The 16,486-nt window shown below is 39.3% G+C and carries 12 protein-coding genes; all 12 read left to right on the forward strand.

The window, feature by feature from the left end; all coding sequences use genetic code 11:
• The first annotated feature begins 441 nt into the window (after nucleotides 1-441).
• The 12 genes from H6G92_RS32090 to H6G92_RS32145 all read left to right on the forward strand — a co-directional run bounded on the left by H6G92_RS32090 (nucleotide 442) and on the right by H6G92_RS32145 (nucleotide 16,470).
• Nucleotides 442-1,047 (forward strand): hypothetical protein, encoded by a 606-nt coding sequence (locus H6G92_RS32090; RefSeq protein WP_190900036.1) that lies wholly within the window; start codon nucleotides 442-444, stop codon nucleotides 1,045-1,047.
• A gap of 169 nt (nucleotides 1,048-1,216) precedes the next feature.
• Nucleotides 1,217-1,531 carry a hypothetical protein gene (locus tag H6G92_RS32095; RefSeq protein WP_069074926.1) on the forward strand — a complete coding sequence of 105 codons (315 nt, stop codon included), beginning with the start codon at nucleotides 1,217-1,219 and terminating at the stop codon, nucleotides 1,529-1,531.
• 322 nt (nucleotides 1,532-1,853) lie between these two features.
• Nucleotides 1,854-4,676 (forward strand): hypothetical protein, encoded by a 2,823-nt coding sequence (locus H6G92_RS32100; protein WP_190900037.1) that lies wholly within the window; start codon nucleotides 1,854-1,856, stop codon nucleotides 4,674-4,676.
• A 2-nt stretch (nucleotides 4,677-4,678) separates the two neighbouring features.
• Nucleotides 4,679-5,389, forward strand: a complete 711-nt coding sequence (locus tag H6G92_RS32105) for a hypothetical protein (protein ID WP_190900038.1) — start codon at nucleotides 4,679-4,681, stop codon at nucleotides 5,387-5,389.
• A gap of 54 nt (nucleotides 5,390-5,443) precedes the next feature.
• Nucleotides 5,444-6,562: a hypothetical protein gene (locus H6G92_RS32110; protein WP_190900040.1), complete on the forward strand. Its 1,119-nt coding sequence runs from the start codon at nucleotides 5,444-5,446 to the stop codon at nucleotides 6,560-6,562.
• A 67-nt stretch (nucleotides 6,563-6,629) separates the two neighbouring features.
• Nucleotides 6,630-7,421, forward strand: a complete 792-nt coding sequence (locus H6G92_RS32115; protein WP_190900042.1) for a hypothetical protein — start codon at nucleotides 6,630-6,632, stop codon at nucleotides 7,419-7,421.
• Nucleotides 7,418-9,004 carry a TrbI/VirB10 family protein gene (locus tag H6G92_RS32120; RefSeq protein WP_190900043.1) on the forward strand — a complete coding sequence of 529 codons (1,587 nt, stop codon included), beginning with the start codon at nucleotides 7,418-7,420 and terminating at the stop codon, nucleotides 9,002-9,004. Before H6G92_RS32115 ends, H6G92_RS32120 begins: the two co-directional genes overlap by 4 nt.
• Nucleotides 9,001-9,732 (forward strand): hypothetical protein, encoded by a 732-nt coding sequence (locus H6G92_RS32125; protein WP_242059392.1) that lies wholly within the window; start codon nucleotides 9,001-9,003, stop codon nucleotides 9,730-9,732. The genes H6G92_RS32120 and H6G92_RS32125 overlap by 4 nt, the downstream gene beginning before the upstream one ends.
• Nucleotides 9,729-10,943 carry a hypothetical protein gene (locus H6G92_RS32130; protein ID WP_190900046.1) on the forward strand — a complete coding sequence of 405 codons (1,215 nt, stop codon included), beginning with the start codon at nucleotides 9,729-9,731 and terminating at the stop codon, nucleotides 10,941-10,943. Before H6G92_RS32125 ends, H6G92_RS32130 begins: the two co-directional genes overlap by 4 nt.
• A gap of 28 nt (nucleotides 10,944-10,971) precedes the next feature.
• A complete protein-coding gene (locus tag H6G92_RS32135; protein ID WP_190900047.1) occupies nucleotides 10,972-12,759 on the forward strand; it encodes a type IV secretory system conjugative DNA transfer family protein in 1,788 nt (595 codons plus the stop codon).
• Nucleotides 12,760-12,867: 108 nt separating this feature from the next.
• Nucleotides 12,868-13,371, forward strand: a complete 504-nt coding sequence (locus H6G92_RS32140; RefSeq protein ID WP_190900049.1) for a relaxase/mobilization nuclease domain-containing protein — start codon at nucleotides 12,868-12,870, stop codon at nucleotides 13,369-13,371.
• Nucleotides 13,372-13,407: 36 nt separating this feature from the next.
• Nucleotides 13,408-16,470 carry a DUF3854 domain-containing protein gene (locus H6G92_RS32145; protein WP_190900052.1) on the forward strand — a complete coding sequence of 1,021 codons (3,063 nt, stop codon included), beginning with the start codon at nucleotides 13,408-13,410 and terminating at the stop codon, nucleotides 16,468-16,470.
• The last annotated feature ends 16 nt before the right edge of the window (nucleotides 16,471-16,486 follow it).

Below are 16,486 nucleotides of genomic sequence, written 5' to 3' on the forward strand. Positions count from 1 at the left end.
GCAAACGAGTCGCACTACCCCCAATACGGTTCGGTGAAAGGTATTGGTATTGGTTTTGGATACATCCTTTACCCAATACCTGCAAAGCCATTCCCCAGACCACAAGGAAAGTAAAAAATGCTTATCTGAACCGTATTCGCACCACCCCACACCCTCCTGCTTGATGAGAAAACCAATAAAGGGAAAAAAGTCAATAGGCTATCTGGCGCTTATTTTTCTAATTTTTCTTAATGAATACAAAATTGTATACCTATATAATTTAAAATACTGATAATAAACAGCTATAACATCTATATAAGCAGTCTAGTTGCTATATTTACTGTAAAATAGATTGTATTAAATATTCTATGTAAGCAAAGGTACGGTTTTTTTTAGTACTTTAGTTTGTAGGTTTTGTGGGTGAAAACTCGAATAATATGCGTATCGTTTTAGGAGAACGAAATGCATACTTACGGCAACGAGACTGAAAGGTTTGTTAATACCGATACTGCTGCTGTACTGGCTTCAGGAAAAAAGAACAGCACGATAACAAATAGCACACTAGTGCTAATGGGAACGACGGGTGCGGCAATGATTGTGTCGATGTCAGTCCATAACATCCTCTTAGGTGGATTGATGATTGCTACGGCGATCGCTATAGCACTACCAAAGCAATCTCAAGCTCTGTTGACTAATTTTGAGCAGATACAACGCAAGTATGGAGTCAATCTTTATGCGGTGTTGTTTACGATTTTGACGGTTGTTTGTCTACTTGACTTTGCTTCCTCGCCAGCCGATGCACAGTTTTTTAACACTGCTCAAACCTGGATGACTAATACCTTTGGTAATGCTGGGAACGGACAAACACAAGCAGTTGTAGCATTGTTCTTCAACGTATTAAGGGGTCTGTTCTTACTCTACGTAGGCATCAGCCTAGTCCGGGTTGTTCAAGCGGCCCGCAACGATGAAGATTGGCAAACATTAGCCAGAACTCCATTAATTATTGTCCTTTCAGTTTTTGTAGGAGATTTAGTTACTGGCTTGATTGTTGGTGGAGGTGCGGCATAACCAACAGTAAACAGTTATCAGTAGAGAGTGATGTATTTATCTGCATCGTCAGAGTCCCCCATTTCTCACTCATTAGTAGGTAACAGTTAGGGTCAAACTATTTGACTGAAACTGTGATAACTGATAACTGATTTAATACAGTCTTTTCATGCTGAAATAGTTTGAGATCATGAAAAATGAAAATAAATTTCGGACTGTAAATAGAATTTTGGGAGACAGACCCAGATTAGGCCCATTTCCCGCCGACCAAATTTTTCCTTGGTCAGTAATAGGAGTAGTGAATGTATTTGTTGTTTCTTATACATTTCAAGCTGGATGGTTAGCAACTGGATTAAGTATTGCTTGGGGATGGGCAACATGGTGGGTAGTTTCTACGAATAAAGATTTTTTGGGAAAATTTATCGGCGTACCACGAATTAGTAGAGGTTATATGCCTTTTAAAACATTGAAAAAGAATACAAAAATCAGAATTAAAAGGGAATAGGTAACAGGCAACAGAGGAATTCCCAGAATTAAAGAAGTAGGTTGAGAGTCAAAATTCACTCCGTCAGGGGCGATGTCCTGAGCTTGTCGTAAAGCCTACGGCATAGCTACGCTTAGGGCGTAGCTTCTCCAAGAGTTGGGTCATAATTCAGGAATGTAATAGACCGAAAAAGCGGTGCTTCGTAGCATCTCCGGCTCTGCTCCTGAATTCTTCTTGAATTTCTCATTTTCTACCGTTCCCACTTAAGAGTTAAGAGTTCCCTATTTTGTAACAGTAAATAATTTGAATCATCCAGCAATCGTAGATAATTTGTACCTTCATAATGAAAACTCCGAAACAATCTAAATATCCAGATAAATTAGGTAAGAAAACATTAGAAAAAGAGCAAATTGAGTTTGCTAAAGTCTTGACTCCCTTTGAGGACATTATTCATTTAGCAGGGATTTGCAACTTGAATTTAGGCGGGAGAAAAGGCATAGGTGCATTGATTCTCAAAAAAGGCGAATCTATTCAGATTAAATTTTGTTTTGATTGTTTAGGGATTCATCCGAATTTAGCCAATGAACAAATATTACCGATATTCGAGGGTATAGAAGCCGGACTTAAGGAAATCCCAGAGCAAGAATCAATGACCATACATTTTGGTTCATTTACTTCGGATTATGAACGGCAACAAGAACTTAAGCAAATTGAGAATACTTGTTCAGTCGAACAACTTAAACTCTTGATTCGTAGTGAAAGATTACGAATAAAAGGATTAACCAAAAGTGGAATCCGAAAAAACAAATTCTTGAGGTTATGGTGTACTTATACTGTTGCTTCTGATGAGGAACGAAATCAAGATTTTGTTGAGTCTATTATTAAACAATTGGAGAAATTATGGTACAAATTCACTGGAGAGATTCACTACATTAATAATACCAAGATTGAAAATATTCTGCAAAATTCATTTAATGATGGTTTTCAATCATGGGAGAATTTGCTTAGTAATAAGATGAAATTAGGGATTAAAGCTTTGAGTCCTGAAGAACTCTGGACGGTAATCTGGCAGCAATTTAACCATTCTCCACCAACAGCAATCCCAAATCCCTTAAAAATAGATGAAATAAATGGACTAATTGAAACCCAAACAAGTGATTTTCACATCCGGCATCATTTACTAGAAGATGAGCAGTCTTTACCATTTTTGGATCGTCAATGGGTAAAAATCCAAGATAAATATATTGGAGCGCTGAATTTTAGTCAAAAACCAGGGGGCTGGATAGACGAACAGGGACAACTAAGATATCTCTGGTCACTGATATCTAGAGATAGGATTTTCGATACTGAAATCATCTGTCAAGTTACGAAAGCTAACCAAGGAATCACAAAAACTAATCTGCAAAGACTAACTAAACAATCGATTACTTCTACGACATTATCCAGTGAGAAAGGTAATATTGATGTCAAGTCGGGACTGAATATTGAGTCAGCAGTAGAAGCCCAAAAGACGATTTACAAAGGAAATGTTGTCGTACACACGGCTGTAGTTTTTCTGGTACACCGTCAATCAACACGCTCTTTAGATGAAGCTTGCCGTTACCTTGCGAGTTACTTCTTGCGTCCGGCGGCAGTTGACCGGGAGATAGAATACGCCTGGAAGACATGGTTGCAGTGTTGTCCATTTGTTTGGGAACCACTGTTAACCAAGCCTTTTAACCGCAGACTGCCATATTTTAGTTCAGAAGCACCAGGGCTGATGCCTTTGATTCGCACAGCCACAGGAGATCGGACTGGGTTTGAGTTAATTGCAGAAGAGGGCGGAACACCTGTATATCTAGACTTGTACCAAAATCACAAGAATCTAGCTGTTTTCGGTGCAACTCGTTCGGGGAAATCAGTACTGGTGGCTGGAATTCTTACACCAGCACTTGCCCAAGATATCCCAGTTGTCGCTTTAGATTACCCCAAACCAGATGGTACATCTACCTTCACTGACTACACTAATTTGTTGGGGAAAGACGGGGCTTACTTTGATATTTCTAAAGAATACAACAATCTTTTTGAGTTACCGAATTTGCAAGGGTTAGAACCAGAAATTATCAATGAAAGATTGAATGATTTCAAGGAGTTTTTGAAATCAGTGTTAATGACAATGGTGATTGGAACTAGCATGATTGGGGTTAGTCCTGGGATGATTACCAATATTGAATCAATCATTGCTTTAACATTAAAAATATTTTTCAACGATGATGAAATCAAAATGCGCTATAAGTTAGCGCTCTTATCAGGAGTGGGAACTAAGGCATGGACAGAAACTCCAACACTGCAAGACTTTTACAAATACTGTTCCCCAGCCTTTGTTAAATTAGATTCTATTGCCAGTAACAGTCGAGATATAATGTCAGCTTTAGAACAAATTCGACTGAGACTTAGTTACTGGTTAAGCACAAGAGTTGGACAGTCAATTTCTCGCCCTTCTAGTTTTAGAACTGATGCAAAATTACTTGTTTTTGCATTAAGAAATTTATCAAGTGAAGCGGATGCAGCCATCTTAGCTCTGAGCGCTTATGCTGCTGCACTCAGACGAGCGTTAGCATCGAAAGTCAGTATCTTCTTCCTCGATGAAGCACCAATCTTATTTCAATTTGAATCAATTGCAGATTTGATTGGTAGATTGTGTGCAAATGGTGCAAAAGCGGGAATTCGCGTAATCCTATCTGCCCAAGAGCCAGAGAGTATTTATCAAAGCAAGGCAGCATCTAAGATTTTTGCAAATATTGGGACTAGATTAGTCGGGAGGATACAAACCTCAGCAGTAGACCCCTTCATAGATAGATTTAAATATCCTGCCGAAATCATTCGGGTTAACAGTACAGAAGCTTTCTATCCTCAAAAATCGGGGATTTACTCTCAATGGTTGCTTGATGATAACGGTAAGCTCACTTTCTGCCGTTATTATCCTGCACACTGTTTACTGGCATCTGTTGCCAACAATCCCCATGAGCAAGAATTGCGGACTCTTTTTCTGAAAAATTATCAAGATAATCCTTTGTTAGGAATGGTCAGGTTTACTGAGGATTATATCAAAATGATTCGGTCAGAAGAATTATCTGAGGAAGCTAAAAAACTGATGTTTCAATTACAAAAAACAAAGGTAGCTTAACCATGAAGAATCGTCAAAAAGTTGCTGTACTACTTTCTGCTACTGTAGTAAGTTTATTACTAGCTACACCCAGTTATGGATTAGTCATTAGTGATTTTTTTAGCTCTATAATTGATGATATTAAAGGTGAAGTAAGTCAGATCCAAACTTGGACAAAATCGCAAATAGATCAGAGTTGGGCTGGGATTAAAAAAGATGCTCAAGCTGCAATTGATAATACTGTCGGAGAGATGGGAGCGCCAGATCCGATTGCTAGTAGCGATGAACTCAAAAATCGTATTGCTGATACTTACTCTTTACCAGTCGCTAAGGAAAAGGGGCAAGATTTAGAGCGAGAACTCACAAGAGCTTCAATCATCAGTGTTGTAGGTAAAACTGGGCAAGCAGATACATCTCAAAAAATAGAGAAAACAACACAAATAGCTCAAGACGCGAAAACCATTGCTGACCAAGCTCAAGACATGGATGCTTCTCAAAATGTCCTGAAAGCGATCGCCGCTCAAAATGGTCTGGTGGTTTCCATGTTGGCACAACAGCGCACTGATTCATTGCAAGCAAGGCAGGATAATTCATACTCCAATCTCATGCTGACTCAAGTTGCAGAAAACACAGCAAATGCACGCAAAAAACAAGATTTGAATGAATTAGGTACTCTTTCTTTGACTCATGAACTTATCGGTATATCTCGTTTAGATCCAACGCAAGAAAATTAACCAGGAGAGGAAACTCTTAACATCTTCCTGATTCCTTATCATCAATTCACCCTTATGCTTTCAAAAAATTACTTATTCGCTCAATCTCAGTTTGCTGGTGCAGATTTATTAGAACAAGCAAGTAAGACAGCAGATTTTATTGCTCAAGGTTTTAATCAGACTTGGGAAGAAACTATCACAGGTGATTTATATGCTGCTATGTGCAAAATCGGTGTATTATTCGCCGTTGCAACATTTGTTTTTTTCATGGTTGAGTGGACAAAGAAAATGCTCTTAGGTGATGAACAACGTGCATACACAGATTTTATTTGGGTGTTGATAGTTATAGTACTCCTAGCAAATAATGGCAAAGCTTTAGGAGCAGGTACTCTCGGAATCAGAAATTACATTAACAATACAAACCAATACATGCTAACACGTACAGCAAAAGGTATTGATTTAAGAGCTGCATATCAAAAAGCTTTGGGTGTAGAAGCGGTGCGTGGAGCTATTGCGAAAGAAATAGAAAATTGCAAAACCTCGTCTTTGAGTCCAGAAGAATCTGTTAAATGTTTATCGGACGCTAAGAATAGACTTCAACAAGACTATCCGAGTTATTTTACTGGTGAAAGCGGCCCGTTTTCGTGGGTCATTCAAAAAATAGACAGAATTATTCAAGCTCCAATAGAGGCAATTAAAGGTGGGGCTAATCCTATACAAGTAATACTTTCCCCTTTCAGTGCTTATATTGGTTCTTCGGTCATCGAAATTGTTTCGATTGTACTGATTGGGTTGAACGGAGCTTACCAATGGGCGATTGAACTAACGATGTTGTTAACAGCACTTCTCGGCCCTTTAGCTGTAGGTGGTTCTTTGTTACCTTATGGTGGAAAAGCAATTTTTACTTGGCTTACGGGTTATTTCGCTGTAGGAATGGCAAAACTTTGTTTCAACGTAATTGCCGGATTAGCCGGACAATTGATTGCTACTTCTAGAGCAGATCAACCTCTATTCTTTCTTTTTACAATTGGGATTTTTGCTCCTTTCTTAGCAACTGGATTAGCTGCTGGTGGTGGTTTAGCTGTACTTCAACAAATCAACAAAGCGGCTGAAACCTATAGCACAATCGCTATTGATGCTACTAAAGCTATAACAACATCTGGTGGCAGTTTAGTATCAAAATTCAGTAAATAGAGGTAATAGCTATATTAAGAGTTCTCTATTAAGAGTTAAGAGTTCCCTCTTCACCAATAATCTAACAATGTTTAATACAAAGAATGGTACAAAGGCAAAACCAGAGCCGTTACAGCTTCTGCAATATAACAAATCTGTCCCAACTAGAATCGGAATAATTTCACTAGCTGGATTTTCGATGGCTTTGTTCTCTTTATTACTACAAATCCTTAATTATGGGGCAGTCAGTAGTTTAGGTAAAAAGCAGTTAGCGCTAGTACAATTGTCATCAGGAGAATCAGTCGTTGCCCAAGCAGTAGAGCCGAATGAACGCTCAGATGAAGTTATTAAAAAGTTTATTTCTAACACATTTATCAAGATGTTTAACTGGGATGGACTTGTTCAAACTTTTAATGAAAAAGGAGAACCCATTACTAAACAAGATGCTGGTATAGATGTAGGTAGAATTGAACGTTCTAATGGCAGAGTAACTACTTCTTCTTATGAAGCTGCTTATGCAATCAGTGAAAAGCATGATTTTCGGACAGCATTTTTGCGTAAGCTAGCTCAAATGACCCCAGCAGGGGTATTTAACGGTGATACACAAGTATCTTTGATTCCCCGCTTCATTTCATCACCTCGCAAAATTAAAGATGGTCAATGGTCAGTAGATTTAGTAGCTACTCTCGTTACTTTTACAAGAGTTGATAATGCAGGCAAAGGTATACCCTTTAACAAAACTATTACTGTAGAAGCCATTAGTACACCGCAAAACATCCCTAATGATACTACTGCTCTGGCAAAGAAAATATATCAAGTCAGGCAAGCTGGATTAGAAATTACGCAAATCGTCGATTTAAATTTGGCTAACAGACAATGACAAATACTCACATTAATAGCTCATCAACTGTAGATGATTTTCTCCAAATAGATGATGACTTAAAATCTTCAGCAATGAGTTCAGATTCTAGCCCAAGGGAAATTACGTCAGAGGGAGAATTAGATAATCCATCAGTCACAACTAAACATACAGTAATTACTTCTCCCTGGTCAAGATTGTTGGTCATAGCACTCCCTTTTGGATTGACCTTCCTAGCTATATTTTGGCTGCTGAATGGAATTTTTAATCCTGATAACCGCGATACTACTAAAACTATTGAAGAACCAAAGTCTTCAGGAAATAAAGAACAAGTTGAGCAAACAGATGGGGATGTTTACGCTAAGTTAGCGCTGAATCAGCAAGAAGATGAATTAAATAAGATTAATCAGAGTAAGCAGGAAGTTAAAGTTAATAATAAACCTGTGAGTGTTGCAGCTTCACCACCAACACCAACAGCTAGACCTGTGGCACAAACACAAAGTTATAGCCCTAGACGATATTACGTTCCGAGTAGAACTAACCAGACTATTTCATCACCACCTCGTAATCAAACATTGCCAAGAATTAGTAATCCTGTTAGGACTGTTACGCCGAAAACAGAAACGCCAACAGACGTGATAGCTGAATTTAATAGACTTCGCAGCTTAGGATCTTACGGAAAAATCGCTTATACACCTACTTCAAATAACCAGCAGATATCAACAGAGGCGACATCCTTTCAAACACCGAATACAACACAAATTAAAGTACAGCCACCCAATAGTGCTTATACAACACAGCAAACACGCCCTAACTTCTCTAACAGTACATCCACAGAAATTGAGAAAATTCGCCCTCGTTGGTTAGCCGATTCTAAATCTGATAAACAAGTAGCAGATGGTAATTACTTGTCTCAAGAAAACCAAATTCTGCAACAGCGTAAAACTCGCTATTTAGTCGTTGGGGAATTCGCAAATGGTGTTTTAGTGACTCCAGTGGTCAAGCAGCAAAGCGAAAATACTCGCTTCCAACAACAGCAGGCTCCAGATGATAGTAAACGCTATGTTGCTAGATTAACGGCTGATTTGCATGACAACTATGGAAATGTGGCAATTCATAAAGGCACTTTATTGGCCGTTGAACCCCTACAGGTTAATGGTGGCTCTTATGTAAGTGTGCAAGTCACGAGCATTATCAAAGATAACACTGAGTACCCAATTAGTAGCGGTGCAATTTCTGTATTAGGAGAAGGCGGGAAACCGTTGTTAGCTAAACAGTTCCAAGATAAGAAAGGGGGAGGTTCTGACTTGACTGTGGGATTAGTCAGTGGTTTGGGCCAAGTAGGAACAATCCTGAATCAATCTGATTCCAGTAGCAGTGTAATTAATTCTGCTACAGGGACATTTAGCTCTAGCACGACTTCAAACAGCCAGCGCAATATTGGCGGGGCATTCTTACAAGGTGCTTTTGGCAAGCTTAGTGACATCATTGCTCGTCGTGCAGAAACTTCTAACCAAGAAATCACCGCTCGTCCCAATGTTTGGTATATCCCACAGGGGACGAAGATTACGTTTTTGGTGAATCGTTCTCTGGAGTTGCCATGAAGAAGTTAAAACTCATGACAGCGCTCCAGCTTGGGGTTGCTGCTTTTTTGGCAGTGTGTCTAGTTCCAGTCAAAACCTATGCTCAAAGTACAGTCCGCACTATAAAGCAATCTCAGGTTAATGGCAGCACTGCCAAGCTGCAAAAAATTAAGGTCTGGAATGGCTCAGGCGTATCAATTTCATTTTATGAAGTCAATGAGATGGTGAAGCGGGTGTGGATTGACGATCCCTCGCAAGTTCTGATTGACACTGATGGTTGTTTAGAGGGAATCGACCAGAACTGTCAAAACAGTAGTGCTGGATTACTTCACTTACGCCGGATTAAAAAGCTTCCGGTTCCAGGACTGCCGCAAACAAGTGCAACTTTGCTTACAGTGATTACTCAAACTGCTTCTGGCTCGCGCAAAGTTTACCACTTTCAAGTTACCCCATCTAATTCCCGTCCTGAATATAGTCAAGTGTCAATTATTAACGACAAGCCATTTTCTCTAGTAGCTCGACCGAGATTATCGCCCTTAGTACAAACTATCAATACCATAAAACAAATCAGAGCGGGGATGAGAGTAGCGATTAGTAATGGTTTGCTCAATCAATCTGATGAACTTCACAATCGGATTGAGCAATTCTTGACTCATTTTCAAGGTGGAGAGCAAATGCCTGATGCTGCTGATAAAGCTGGTGTTTCACTTAAATTAGTTAACAAATTAATTGAGCTTGGACAAATATGAAAACATCAAAGCGTTCGCCCAAAATTAGTTTTGATACGATTCGCTATTTAATATTGTTTGGGTTGCTAGCAGGATTGTTTATTCACAGTTTTTGTAAGTATGGAATCATGAATCAGGTAATTGGATTTATACTGCCCAAAGCATCAGCACAAGTCCCATTTGTTAGTAGCAACAATGGCTTGATTCCAGACTGGTCAAAAATGAAGTTTCAAGACATGATTGTATCTGAATCTGGTAATGTGACTTACCCAACTGACCGAGGGAATCAGACTAGAACTTGGCAAGCTGGACAAAGTATTGGCGATTTTATGGAGCTTGGGGATTTTGAAGATGCCAATCTGAATATTGAAAAGCTTACCCTTTCGACGATATCTCAGGCATTAGCTATTGATTTAGATAGTTTAAAGCTTGATGATTTTGGAATAATCAAAACTCAAACCCTTAGCGATTTAGTCAAGGCTATACCTGATTTAGCTAATCAATCAGCCAGTAGTGTAGCACCAATAGCCGACTTTTTTCGCCAAATGGGTATCAGCACTAATCAAAGAATTGGTAACGTTGCTAATTATTACAATTTAGATAATATCACTCTCGGCAATGAAATTGATTTGTCTAAATACAAGCTGACATCGATTCCGGGGATTGAAAACTCATCATTTGATGAATTTGCTAATTGGCAAGATACTCTAATTTCAGACATCCCCGGATTGAAGGATTTATCTTGGAATAATTTTCCTAATGTGCCAGAGCCGGATCTTTCTTTCGTTGGTCAAGTAGATTTGCCATTGGGAGATATAGAAGCTAACCGGATTCGCAGCATTTCTGGCAGTTATCAAGAGGGTTTTAATGTCCCTTGCAATCAAAATAATTGCGTCCACTTTGAAGCTTCAGGTTTTGGGCAGACCACTGGAGCGCAATGGATTTCGGGTAAAGTCCAAAAAGTAAAAGGTGGCTATGGAATTTTAGCTGTAGCTAATGGTGGTCTTGAGCCAACAGGTCGTCATCCCTTTGGTAAATCATTTAAACAAGTTGTTTGGGATATAGATGAATCAAGCGGTTCCGTTAACACTGCTATGTTTTTCCGTTTCTGCAAGACTATTCCTTTTGTTGGTCGGACTTGTACTCCCTACTTTATTGGGCCAGTTCCGTTTATCAATTATCACGAAAAAGACCCAATTATTTTTGGTAGTCCCTCTACTGTTCCTAATTAACTATTCTTAATTCGTGAATTTTTGCGTGATGAGCAATAATTTGACTACTTCTACAAACAAACAACCATTTCATTTTGAACAGTTACAAAATCCACATAGTGACATTGGTAAGTACACTCATCATTTATTTAAACCAAGTGGATTAGCAATTATAAGTATGTTAGCTGCTTACATTTTAATGAGAGTATTTTTTGGCGATGGCAGTAATAAAAAGAAGATTGCTACTAGTTACTGGGGAGGTACTAAAGAAACTGCTGCTGCCAAGAAAAAGGCGCTACAACAAATAAATTCACCCAAATGTGATAGTGCAGCACTTTACATAGGTAAGCATAAATCCAAGGGTGCTAAACAAGTAAGTGGCGCTGGGACTACTTTTTATATTCCTGATGTTCAACGAGGGACGGCGGCAATTGGCGCTCCCGGCAGTGGTAAAACTTTCAGTGCTATTAACCCCGCAATTTACTCTGCCATTGACCAAGGATTTCCGATAATTGCTTATGATTTTAAGTATCCCTCTCAAGCCAAAATAGCTGCTTACGCTAAGGGTCAGGGCTATGATGTTCACATTTTCGCCCCAGGATTCCCGGAATCGGAAGTTTGTAATCCATTGGACTTTTTACGAGATAGTAGTGATGCTGAAACAGCTAGGCAAATCGCTACTGTAATTAATAAAAATTTTCGCATTCTTAGTAACAGTAGTGAAGATGGTTTCTTTGCTCCAGCAGGGGATCAATTGACACAAGCTATCTTGATGTTGACTAAAGAGTTTGGCGAATGCGCTGATGTTATGACCAGTGCCGCCATACTTTCTTCTGAACTTATGGTGCAAAGATTGATGGCAGCTAATCTCAATCCTTGGATTAAAATTGCCTTTGGTCAGTTGTTCAGTTCCGCCGCAAGTGAAAAAACTGTTGCTGGCATTGTATCTACCGCTAGCATAATGTTCACTCGCTTCATGGCCAAAAATACTATTGGTTGTTTCATTGGTAAGACTACTCTTCCCTTATCAATCAAAGGTAAGCAGATGATTATCTTCGGGCTAGACAGAGAACGTCGGGACGCAGTTAGCCCTTTGCTCACCAGCATTTTACACATGACAATTGCTCGGAACATTGCTAAAAAGCGTCTTGACCCTCTTATAGTTGCACTCGATGAACTGCCTTCTCTCTACTTACCAGACTTATTCAAATGGCTGAACGAATCACGCTCTGAGGGGTTCTGCGGTATCCTGGGCTGGCAGAATATGGGGCAGCTTGAGAAAAATTATGGAAAGGAAGTTGCTAAGACTATTCTTGGAGCTTGCGGGACTAAGTTTGTTTTCAATCCTGGTGAAAATGAGTCTGCACAATTATTCTCCAGTTTCTTGGGCGACGAGGAAATCAAGTACAAGCATAAAAGCCGTTCTACAGGCGGGGGAAAAGCAAACACTACTACTAGTGAGCAGGAAAAAACTAAAAAACTCTTTGAGTCAGCCCAGTTTTTGAAGTTGCCTCCAGGTAAATGTGTCTTCATTAACCCTGCTTATTCTAATAAAAATGAGGGGTCGGTTCCTTTGCTAAAATCTCTCAAAATACCTCAAGCTATTCGAGATATTGAAGAATATAACCAGCAGCGATGGGCTAACCTTGTCAGTCTTTTAGCTCGAAAAAGTACTCAAAAATTTCCAACTCAGCAAGACTTAGATATCCGAATTGCTAATATTAACAATCGTTTTCCTTTATCTCAAAATACTCCAGAAGTTTCTAATAACTCTTTGCCTTTGGATATGTCTGAGGTTAGTTCATTGATAGATATTGAATCAAATGTTTTTATTTAAAAGAGCCAGTAGTGAATTGTAGATGGGTATAAATTCTCGTTTCCATTACCCCTGTTAAAAGTTCCTTATTCCCTATTTCCCTTTCATTGAGAACTTTTCCTTATGCGAATGATTATTGAAGAATCTGCTATTGAGAGTTTTAGTATCCTTGAAGAAATAGCATGGAATCGAAAGACTTGCTCAGTCAGCTTTTTAGATATTCATGCTGAGACTTCCGAAATCATTGCCAGTTTTCAAGCTCTCTCTTATCGAAGGCCAAAACTTAAAAAAGTTGGCATTTATACCATAATTACTTTAAAAAATCTTCATCAGCCTCTGACAGAAGAATCTTGCCAACAAATTTTAAATCAATATGTTCATGGTATTGGTTGGGATGATTTACAGTCTATTAGCTTTTGGGAAATTACACCTGATTCTCTTCATCTGCATATTATCTTTAATCGCGTTACTCCAACAGGTAAACTTATTGATTTAGCCTGCTTGGGAGCTGATTGGAAACAATATGAACTCCTCCAAAGATGCTGTTCTCAGGTTGTGCAAAAATCTTTATCTCAATGGGATCAAGGAAAACTGAACTCATCGCCAAGAGTTGGCATACAAATATCGGTATAACGTTTGCAAACTCCAAAATTAACAGTTAATAGTCTTATGTTTGATGAACGACATTTACAATTGAGTTCTGCTTATGCCAAAAGCAGTGAATACTTTGCCAGAGCAGTGATAGCTCCTTATCTAAAATTTGTATTGGACTCGATAGGGTTAGCAATAGATGATGAAATAAATAAGAGATTGAAATTGTCAATTGGTCAAGAGACTTATGTCATGACTCCTGATGAAAATGGTGGTTGGAAATGGCAGAAATTTGACCCGCAAACCGAGGAATCTATTCAAGCAGAGTTTGAAGAAATTGAAAAATTATTAACAGAATTATTAACTCCGCTTTTACCATCTGATGATGAATTTCCACTTTTACCACCGGATAATACAGATCCACTTTTGCCTGGCTCTAATACACCTCCTAAATTATCCCCCAGTGATTCACCTCCGATTTTACCGCCGTCTCGTACACCTCCATTTTTGCCCAATTCTGCTACACCCGTTGAACTAGTAGTTATACCAATCGTTCAAGAGGCTGACTCAACAATTTGGGCTGGCGTTGCAGAGGAGGCGGTAGGAGGAGTAGAGTTGCACTTAGAGAAAGAGAACGGTTCAACAGAACAATTTCTGGACAATAACCTTGTTTCATCCCCAAATCTGCACTTAGGGCATTCTCTAAGTACAACGCCAGCAAAAAGCTCCCTGCCCCCTACCTCTTCTTCATGCATAGATCCAAACCACTGGCAAGAATTAGTCGAGGAAAGTGCGATCGCTCCAGAAATTGTCGAGCTTAATTTTAAGAGCTTACACTTAGACCCAATAGAACTTGAGCATGAAGCATGGGAATATCTCATGTACAGCAAGAATTTAGAACGTATTAATACCGGACGACTATCTACTGGAATGCTCAACAAATATTCTCACCTTGAGGATGGGGGCTGGTGGTGTAATGCTGGTGTAGATCCTCGTTCTTTTTCAGCAAACGAGCCAGGAGATAAACCCGATCAAAAAATATGGGGATGCTACAAACCTAATAATCCGAGAGAAAAAGCCGATAACAGAGGCAAGTTTATCAAATACGAACATCCCCCGAAAGTTGAATTAAGCATCTTCCTGTTGGATGTTCCCCAAGATATCGCTCAACAAATTTATTCTAAAGCTGGAGTTGAACCAAGTATTAGCGATCGCAAATCGGGGTTTTGGTACTGTGTGTGGAAACATAATGTTCCAGTCACACTCGCCGAAGGAGCCAAGAAGGCCGCTAGCCTATTGAGCCAAGGTGAAGCAGCAATTGGATTACCAGGGATTTATGCTGGCTATCGTAGTAAGGATGGGCTGGGGAATCAAATTGTGCCCATATTACATGATGAATTGGCAGTTTTTGCTACCCCAAACAGGGACATCAAAATTTGCTTTGACTATGAAACTCGGTATAAAACTAAGCGCAACATTGATATCGCTACATACCGTACTGGTCAACTTTTATCTGATGCTGGCGCTCAGGTCAGTATCGTTGAATTACCAGGCCCAGAAAAAGGTGTAGATGATTTGATTGTTGCACAGGGCGCGTCAGCTTTGAGGCAAGTGTTTATTGCATCTGTCCCCCTGAATGATTGGTGGGAGAAAAATCAGCCACCCAATTTACGCCTAACAGTCTTTCTGAAAAATGGTGAACAGATCCATCTTTATGAACAACTTGGTGATGGCACTGTTAATCTAAATTCGTCAAGAGAAAGTGTGGAAGAAGAACAGACAATTGCTCTTTTTGGAAAAACTCGTTCCAAGTTGTCAATCATACAACCAACAGACCTAATTACAACCCCAGAAAGTTCATCCCAAAATATAGGAGGGCAAGTAATAGATGCTGAAGTACTTGCCGATGAAAGTAAAGAAGAAGTTGCTCCTGCTCAAAACGCTTCTCTACCTTTAAAGGAGGTATCGGTTCACTCCTTTGATTCTTGGGCAAGAAGAGAACAGGTTAAACAATACCAGCAGAATTTTTTCAGAAAGCGTTTAGAAACTAGAGAAAATAAGGAAATTGCTTCTGTAGCTTATGCCCTTGTGAAGAATTATGGTGTTGAAAAAGATGGTAATTTAGTTTATCAGGCTGATGCTTTTACTATCATAAAATCCGGCAATAATTACAGTATTCATCGCCGCGCTGACGAAACCTTGGCACTAATGCAATTTTCCGCCGATAAATGGGGAGCTATCACTCTGTCTGAGCAACCCAAAGATATGTTTCCAATCGAAAGGCAGGAGTTTTTATTAGTTGCTGATTATCTCAAAAGTGGCAAACAGCTACCTTCAGTCGATGAAGACCCCAGGAAAATTGCTAATACCCTTGGTTCGCTCTCCTTTGATGGTACGCACACAATTTTAGAGAGCTTCAAAACTTCTGAAATCTTGCAAATCCTCACTCAAACTCTAAAAAGGACTGGTTGTGATGATTTGCAATTGGGCAATTACCGTATTCTCTACCAGAAAAGCCAACTTGATACTACATTTACTCTGCAACTTCTGAAAACTGAACATACTGGTGTTACAAGAGTTGCTGCCAGCTTTGAATTCAGCAGAACAAATTCAGGTATGACACATCAACTTAAGACTCTTGCTATTACTGAACAAGACTTAGCTAAACTCAGATTACTTGCTCAAAAGTTGGATATTCAACAACCTGCCAAGGAAGCAACTGCCAATCCTCATGCTACCCGTGATATGGAAGTGCCTATTCACCCGAAAATTGCTAAACTTTGGCAAGACTTAGAAAATAGGCAACAAAAAAGTAATTCTGTTCCTTACACAGCAGCACAGGTTGAACAAAATTCTCTTTCCCCGGACTCTACGTTTGACCTAGCTAGCAACTCTCAAGATATCAATTTGCAGCCAGCCAATACAGCAGTAGCTAAACCAATCAAAAAAATATCTATTTTTCAACATCAATTAAGCAAATCTGACATCGAGAGCATTCCTTTACCCCTTCATCCTTTGCTTGGTCAATACCTGACTTTTCACGGGATGTGGAAAGGGGAAATTGGTTCGCGAATGATATTCGCGAATCACTGTGACTTTTTATATTTAGAAGCTTCCTCAACCAAATCTTTTAAACCCTGATTGAGAATTTCAACCG

Source organism: Nostoc foliaceum FACHB-393 (assembly GCF_014698505.1).
In the GTDB taxonomy this organism is placed as follows: Bacteria; Cyanobacteriota; Cyanobacteriia; order Cyanobacteriales; family Nostocaceae; genus Nostoc; species Nostoc foliaceum_A.

What these genes read in the sequence shown, in the direction of transcription:
- H6G92_RS32110 (WP_190900040.1), top strand. Translation starts at nt 5,444, where the DNA reads ATGCTTTCAAAAAATTACTTATTCGCTCAATCTCAGTTTGCTGGTGCA.
- H6G92_RS32125 (WP_242059392.1), top strand. Translation starts at nt 9,001, where the DNA reads ATGAAGAAGTTAAAACTCATGACAGCGCTCCAGCTTGGGGTTGCTGCT.
- H6G92_RS32100 (WP_190900037.1), top strand. Translation starts at nt 1,854, where the DNA reads ATGAAAACTCCGAAACAATCTAAATATCCAGATAAATTAGGTAAGAAA.
- H6G92_RS32090 (WP_190900036.1), top strand. Translation starts at nt 442, where the DNA reads ATGCATACTTACGGCAACGAGACTGAAAGGTTTGTTAATACCGATACT.
- H6G92_RS32095 (WP_069074926.1), top strand. Translation starts at nt 1,217, where the DNA reads ATGAAAAATGAAAATAAATTTCGGACTGTAAATAGAATTTTGGGAGAC.
- H6G92_RS32145 (WP_190900052.1), top strand. Translation starts at nt 13,408, where the DNA reads ATGTTTGATGAACGACATTTACAATTGAGTTCTGCTTATGCCAAAAGC.
- H6G92_RS32115 (WP_190900042.1), top strand. Translation starts at nt 6,630, where the DNA reads ATGTTTAATACAAAGAATGGTACAAAGGCAAAACCAGAGCCGTTACAG.
- H6G92_RS32140 (WP_190900049.1), top strand. Translation starts at nt 12,868, where the DNA reads ATGATTATTGAAGAATCTGCTATTGAGAGTTTTAGTATCCTTGAAGAA.
- H6G92_RS32105 (WP_190900038.1), top strand. Translation starts at nt 4,679, where the DNA reads ATGAAGAATCGTCAAAAAGTTGCTGTACTACTTTCTGCTACTGTAGTA.
- H6G92_RS32120 (WP_190900043.1), top strand. Translation starts at nt 7,418, where the DNA reads ATGACAAATACTCACATTAATAGCTCATCAACTGTAGATGATTTTCTC.
- H6G92_RS32130 (WP_190900046.1), top strand. Translation starts at nt 9,729, where the DNA reads ATGAAAACATCAAAGCGTTCGCCCAAAATTAGTTTTGATACGATTCGC.
- H6G92_RS32135 (WP_190900047.1), top strand. Translation starts at nt 10,972, where the DNA reads ATGAGCAATAATTTGACTACTTCTACAAACAAACAACCATTTCATTTT.